Source organism: Mycobacterium sp. TH-M82, from assembly GCF_057473605.1.
On sequence record NZ_JBYCKY010000046.1, the window covers coordinates 1 to 6,702 of the forward strand.

Genomic DNA, 6,702 nt, shown 5'->3' on the forward strand with positions numbered 1-6,702 from the left:
AAATCGCCTGTCTCAAGCCGAATTATCCCAGGCCACAACGGCATCCATCGCTAACCAACAGCCCGTGTCACCCACTTACTCGCGGAATCGGGTCTGAGCCCGCGGCGCCCTCTGACGCCTCGGCGCCCCAGGTGCCCGGCAGCATCGGCATCCGCGGGCCATTGCCGAATTCACTATCGGCCAGTGTGGTCAACCCCGCCGCCCGCTCGACGGCTTCGCTTCGCACCGTGCCGGCAAAACCCAATGGTCCTGCCCCGCTGCCCGACTCCAACGGCCCATCCCGCGACGGCTGGCCCCAATCCGGGTCGACTTCGATGTTCATGTCGGCGAATTCGTCGCCGTGGCCACGCATCACCGCGGGGCGCCGGCGCCGCGCGCGCCGGCGCTCCTGCGCGGCCGACACCGCCGCAGCTGCAGCGGTGTCGGCCTCCGGCGCCTTGCGCCGAGCGCTCGAGCTAGCGCTCGAGCCCATTCCCGTGTCAAACCCGATACCGGGCGGCACTAGATACGGAGGAACAAAGCCGACCCCCCCGGTGGCGGCCGGCGGGACCGGCGGCGCGGGAGCGGCGGCGGCGGTGCCCGGTACGGGGGCCGACGACGGCACTGGGGGCGAGCCGGCGGGCACGGCCGACGCCAGAACAGTCGGGGCGGCTCCAGCGGCCGGCAGCACAGCGGGTGCGGCAGCAGCGGGCGCCAGCGCCGGCGCGACGGACTGCTCAAGCCCGGCCAGCCCGGCCAGCCCGGCCAGCCCGGCCCCGGGTATGACCGCGGGGCTGGCGCCGGCGGCCAGTGCCGCCGCATTCTCGGCCGCAAAGATTCCGAATTGCTCAATGTGAAGCGGAATGTCGAACAGCGCCCAACTGAAGAAGTACTCGGCGGCCGACGCCGGATCGTGCGCCAGGTAGGTGCCAAACTGTTGAGCGTCCTCAAAGAGTTCGAGCGATCGGACAAGCCACCAGATCGCTTGGCCCGGGTCCGCATAGGAGTCGTAGTGGGCTCCGTTGAGGGTGCCTGCGGCGGGGTTCCAATTCACCCCGAGGTCGTGCAGGAAATTCGCGATCACCTTGTCGAACCAGAGATCGATCCTCGGGTCGTGGGCAACCATGGTGTTTCCGATGCCAACCTGGTTTAAGAAGTTCTGGAGCCACTGCGGAAGCCCCAACGGGTTGTTGCCGGATATCGGGATGCCGTCCGTCCAGATGTACTGTGGGTTCGGCGGTTTGGCTGTGCTGGATTTGAGGATGATCGGCGCCGCATCGGTCTGCGGCGTCGCCGCCACCGCCGCACCGGCGACCGCGTGATAGGTGCTCATCGTGGTGGCGGCCTGGATCCACATCCGCACGTAGTCGGCTTCGTTGAGGGCGATCGGGATGGTGTTGATGCCGAAGAAATTCGCCGCCACCAACACCGCATGAGTGGCGTGGTTGGCGGCCAGCTCCACCAGGGTCGGCATGGCCGCCAGCGCGCCGGTGTAGGCCGTGGCCACGGTCTCGTGCTGGGTAGCCGCCGCCGCACTGTCGGCACTGGCCTGCATCAGCCACGCCAGAAACGGCACGAATGCGGCGACAAACGACTCCGCGCTCGGTCCCTCCCACGCGCCGGCCTGCACCGCCTCCAGCACTGCGCTGAGTTCCTCGGCCACCGACGAGTATTCGGCGCTCAACGAATGCCACGCTGCGGCGCCCGCCACCAACGAGCCGGGCCCGGGACCACTGCTGAGCAGTGCCGAATGCGCCTCCGGCGGTGCGGCCATCCAGACGGGTGCAGTCATTGCCAGCCGCGGGCAACGGGATACGACGATGACTCCGCGTCACCGCGGGCGTAGCTGGCGCCCGGCACCACAGCTCCGATCAGCGGGGCCGCACCAGCATGCGCCGCAGACAGTCGCGCGGTCGACGCCTCGACGGCGGGAACGACGCGCAACGTCATAACACCACTCCTTGGAAACCGACCCATACTAGCGAAAATGAATATGACTTTCATTAGCGGCTACCGGACTTATACCATGGCGCCCGCGTGATTGCAAGGCCACGGCCACGCACTATGCCGGCCGGACATGCGGGCCGGCCGAGCGACGAACGACCGCGCGTCTGAGTCAGGCGTCGGGTAGCCGCACCAGAAATCCGCTGGTGATCAGGGTCCGGACCAGCTTTGTCTGCTGGGCCGCACTGAGCCCAGGCAGATCGCAAACCCGAAACGGCTCCGTGCTTTTCGAGACGAACAGCAGTGCGGCTTGGTGGTCGGGCCCGGCGTTTACGACCAACTGCGCAAAATTCAGGGAAGCACCGCCCGCAGCTGTAGCCACCCGCGAATACAGCGGTTGGTATTTCACCACTCGTGTGTGTGCGTCGATCCCGGCGACGTTCGAGACGGCCTGCCCGACCGGTGGGCATCGGCCGCGCTTGACCAGCACGTCCTCCAACGCGCAAAGAGCTTCGGCGATGACTCCGGGTTCTTCGAGGTATCCGGCGACCTCACTTACCAGGCTGCTGACGCTGGCGCGCAGGTCCGGGTCGGCAAGGTGGCGCGGTGGCAGCTGGGTATGGACGCGGTCATCCGAGAGGCTCAGCGAATACAGCTCCCGGGAGACGAGGGTGAACAGGGTGGGAGCGTGGACCCCGACAGTCAGGTGGACCGATTGCTCCGAGGTGGTCTCGGCCGTATGAACTCGTCCGCGTGGCAGGTACAGCACGTCGCCGGCCTCCAGGAGCAGGTCGGTCGGCGCCGCGAGTTCGGCCGTGTCAACAGGCTGCCGGCGACGCATCAGGTGCGGTGAAACGTCAGCGCCGTCGTAGACATGCCAGATCTTGGATCCCTGAATCTGCAGGATCAGCGTGTCGTGTTCGTCGTAGTGCGCGACGAAGCCTTGGGAATCCGGTGGCGTGACATAGGCGTTGACCTTGGTCGCGAAGTTCAGTTCGACCTCGATGAAGTGCGCCAGCGCGGCGACCGCGCGCACATACTGCTCGATACCGTCGAAGACGACGGTGTAGCCGTCGGCAAAGCCGTTGCGGATGCGGACAAGGTCGAGGGTGCCGTCAGCGAGCCGGTAGGTGTCATCGGGACCGCGTTGCTCGTCGGCCCGTACCAGGCGAACCGCCCAGGCCGGCCCGGGCTCGGGCCGGAACAACTCCAGGAGCTGCTCGGCGGCCGACGGCCCGTCCAGGATGCCGTCGAAATAGCCCGGGCAGCATCGCTTGACGTGATAGTGGGTCGTTCCCCAAATCTCGTCGAGGAAGGTGTCGACCGATAGCGGTGCGAGCAGCCAGGCAAGGGAGAAATCGTCTACGCCGGACACGCGTTCGCCTGTATCATCAGCCGTCTCGACGGCCCGGCATCTGCAGGGTGAGCTCAACCGGGCAACACAGTTCGCCACGCTGGTTGCTCACCTGGATCTGAAGATCCACAAGATAGCGCGGCGGGTCTGCTGAGGTGTCGCAGCGCTTGGCGACGACCCGTCCGCTGCCCACCATGGTGTCACCGGCATAGATGGGCCCGGCCACCGTCATCTTGCGGCGCACCACCCGGCTGTACGGTCCGGCCCAGTCGGTCGCGATCCGGTCGGCAAAGCCGGCGATATGCATGGTATTGACGAAAATAGTCGGGTGGCCTTGGCTTTCGGCATAGGCAGGGTCGAAGTGGCACGGAAAGTAGTCCCACGTCGCCGCGGCGTTGAGCACCACCCGCTGATAGTCGATCTTGTCGACAACCTGCACCAGCTCGACCGGGGGGCTCAACCGTTCCCAGTCGACCGTCATGAGTCCGCCTCGGGGGTGAAGCGGAACAAGGTGTTTCGGTTGTAGGCCACCACAGCACCGTCTTGGCGGCTAAAGGTGTCGAGTGTCTCGATGAAATGGCCGACGCCGAGCCGTGTTCGCTTTTCCGGCGACACCGACACCAGCTGCTCCACCACGGTAAGCCGGTCCCCCTCGACGATCGGCAGCAGAAATTCGGCCTCGTTGGTCGCGTTGATGAAGGTGGTGCCGGGCAGGGGCACCCGCAGCGCGATCGCCACCGGCGGCCGGCCCGTCGGCTGCCACGGCGGCGGGATCAGCCACCCCATCAGCAGCGCGGGCGGTGCCAGCAGACCACCCCACGCCTGTGTGGCGAACTCGACGTCCCAGTAGGCCGGGTTGGGATCGTGCACCATCGAGGCGAAGAGCTGGATCCGCGCACCGCTGACCACCGTGCCGGCGGTGCGCGGCTCGGTGGTCACGCCGACCATGCGCAGCGCGTCGGCGTAGCTGCCGAACGCCAGCTGGTAGCCCGTCACACCCGGCTTGGCAGCGGGTCCCATTCCAGCTCACGTGTCGTGAAATACCAGCCGCCCCGCTCGTAAACGAGCCGATCCCGGTAGGTGCCGGTGGCACGCAATGTCGCGGCGGCACCATCCGGGCCGGCGGTGAACAGCAACGCGACGCACTGCTGGGTGGCGTCGATCCCGTCGACGGCAATCTCATGGTCGACGGCGACCAGCCGCTGCCCGCCACCGTCGAACGCGGCCCGCAGATCGGTGAAAACCTCGCCGCCCCGGGCGAATTGTGCGCCGGAGTGGCGGAACGTCGCGATCCAGCCGTCACGGTCACCCACGGAATAGCATCGGTTGTGCCGCGCGGTGAGGTTCAGGATCGCGTCGCGTGCCACCGCGCCGTCGAGCAGGTGCTGCTGCTGATAGGTCATGCTCATCTCGCTCTCCCAGTCTTGAGGCCCAGTCTTCACCGATTGAGGCTGTATCCGTGGTGTTCCCGATCCCAGGCGCCCGCGCCGACACCCCGAGCCCGCAGCACATCCTTGCGTACCCGCCCGATGACGGTCTTGGGGATCTCGTCGGCGATGTCGACGTAACGCGGCACGCAGAAGTACGGCATCCGGTCGGCGCAGAAATCCAGCAATTCGGCGCAGTCTAGCGTGGCTGCCGGCCGCAACGTCACGACCAGCAGGATGTCGTCCTCGCCCAGGTCGCTGGGCACCCCGACCACTGCGGCCTCGGCTACCGCCGGATGGCCCAGCACAACGGTCTCCACCTCGACCGAAGAGACGTTCTCGCCGCGCCGGCGCAAGCAGTCTTTGACCCGGTCGATGTAGGTCAGGTTCTGCTCCGTGTCCAGCTTGCCGAGGTCGCCGGTGCGAAACCACTGGCGGTGCGGGACGACGCCGCCGTCGTCGGCGAGATAGCCCTCGCTCATCACGTGCGGATACCTGGGTCGGCAGGCGATCTCACCCACCTGCCCGGCCGGCAGCGGGCTGCCGTTCGCGTCCAGGATGCGCACGTCGAAGTTGGGGGTGGGCCGTCCGGAGCTGCCCGGCACACCGTCGTCGGCGACGCCCTGGACGGTGACCGGAAACGCCTCGGTCAGGCCGTACATGGTGACGACGCGACAGCCGTACCGCTTTTCGATGTCGTGATAGTCATCGGCGGAGATGGGCGCAGCGGAGATGAACCGCAGCGGCAGCTGGCTCTCCCGCGGGTCGGCGGGCAGCGAGCGCAGCATCGAGACCATCGCACCGGCACCCGCGAACCCGACCGCGCCACAGCCGCGCACCTCGTCGGCCACCCGGTCGGGATGAAACCCGGCCGACAGCACGGTGGTGCCGCCGGCCAGCATCGGCGCCAGCACGGTCGGCGCGGCGCTGAGGTGAAACAGCGGCATCGCGGTCCACAGCACCTCGCCCGCCCGGAATTCCCATGCCGAGGCGACGGTGGCCGCCGCGGTGAACAAGTAGTGCCAGGTGGTGGCCACCGCTTTGGAGGCGCCGGTGGTGCCGGAGGTGAAGAACAACGCCCCTACCTCACCGACGCCGCCCGGCCCGCCGGGGCTGTCCACCAACGGTCCGTCGTCGTCGCGGGTGAGGGTGGCGCGCAGCGAATCATCGCACACCACAACGTCGGCCACCCTCGGCAGCCGGTCGGCGACCTCGCTCACCCGCGCCAACCGCTCGGCATCGGTGACGATCGCCTTGGCCCGCGCCAGTGCCAGTGTGTGTCGCAGGAAGTCGCCCTTGTTCGCGGCGTTGACCGCGGCGCTCACCACACCGATGCGTGCCGCGCCCAGCCAGAAGTAGATCCACTCCGGGCAGGTGGCGGTGAACAGCGCGACACAGTCGCCGCGGCGCAGTCCCAGGTCGAGTAGCACGTTCGCGGCCGCGCGTGACCGCCGGGCCAGCTGCGCGAACGTCAACGGGTCTCCGGCGACCGACATCATCACCTTCTCCGGTGACTGCGCGGCGCGCCGGTCCAGCACGGCCGGGACGGTGAAGCGGTCCACGCCGAAATCGGCCGGGCCGAGCACCCGCCCTTGTTGCGCGTGGTGCATCAGGCTCCCGCGACAGCCGGGTCCGGCTCACCGTCGGGGGTGTAGCCGAAGTCCGTCGGCGAGGGCTGCTCGCCCGGGTAGAAACGGTGCGCCCAGCGGCGCAGTGCCGCGTAGTCGCTGGCCTCTTCCGGCGCCAGGTTGGGCTTCTCCAGGTATTTCATGTTCTCCCAGGTGAAAAAGTCCTGTTTGATGACCTGCTGCTGCAGCGCCAAGAACTTCGCGGCCCTTCCGGTAGGCACGTCGCCGGTGTCGCCCGGCTCGCGGATGGATGCCTGAGTGTAGAAGTAGTCGGTGTAGTCCGCGTCGACCGGCGTCTGCCCGGTGACCTGCACGGTGGCCACCAGGTCGCTGGGGAACCGGACGAAGCCGATGCCGAGTGAGTAGTTGT

Annotated in this window: 6 protein-coding genes and 2 pseudogenes; all 8 read right to left on the bottom strand. The window is 67.7% G+C overall.

Annotated features, from left to right (window positions below; all coding sequences use genetic code 11):
• Positions 1–67 precede the first annotated feature (67 nt).
• Positions 68–1,771 (bottom strand): PPE domain-containing protein, encoded by a 1,704-nt coding sequence (locus AC2VON_RS01535; RefSeq protein ID WP_486951354.1) that lies wholly within the window; start codon positions 1,769–1,771, stop codon positions 68–70.
• A 53-nt stretch (positions 1,772–1,824) separates the two neighbouring features.
• A pseudogene (locus tag AC2VON_RS01540) lies at positions 1,825–1,929 on the bottom strand (PE family protein); the annotation flags it as partial.
• Between the two features lie 166 nt (positions 1,930–2,095).
• On the bottom strand, positions 2,096–3,298 hold the full coding sequence (locus tag AC2VON_RS01545; protein ID WP_486951355.1) for a cupin domain-containing protein: 1,203 nt from the start codon (positions 3,296–3,298) through the stop codon (positions 2,096–2,098).
• Positions 3,299–3,314: 16 nt separating this feature from the next.
• Positions 3,315–3,758 carry a MaoC/PaaZ C-terminal domain-containing protein gene (locus AC2VON_RS01550; RefSeq protein WP_486951356.1) on the bottom strand — a complete coding sequence of 148 codons (444 nt, stop codon included), beginning with the start codon at positions 3,756–3,758 and terminating at the stop codon, positions 3,315–3,317.
• Entirely contained in the window at positions 3,755–4,225 is a 471-nt protein-coding gene (locus tag AC2VON_RS01555; RefSeq protein WP_486951357.1) for an FAS1-like dehydratase domain-containing protein, read from the bottom strand. The genes AC2VON_RS01550 and AC2VON_RS01555 overlap by 4 nt, the downstream gene beginning before the upstream one ends.
• 44 nt (positions 4,226–4,269) lie before the next feature.
• A complete protein-coding gene (locus AC2VON_RS01560) occupies positions 4,270–4,686 on the bottom strand; it encodes a nuclear transport factor 2 family protein (RefSeq protein WP_486951358.1) in 417 nt (138 codons plus the stop codon).
• A gap of 29 nt (positions 4,687–4,715) precedes the next feature.
• Positions 4,716–6,290 (bottom strand): AMP-binding protein, encoded by a 1,575-nt coding sequence (locus AC2VON_RS01565; RefSeq protein WP_486951359.1) that lies wholly within the window; start codon positions 6,288–6,290, stop codon positions 4,716–4,718.
• Between the two features lie 23 nt (positions 6,291–6,313).
• Positions 6,314–6,702, bottom strand: a pseudogene (locus tag AC2VON_RS01570) (aromatic ring-hydroxylating dioxygenase subunit alpha); the annotation flags it as partial.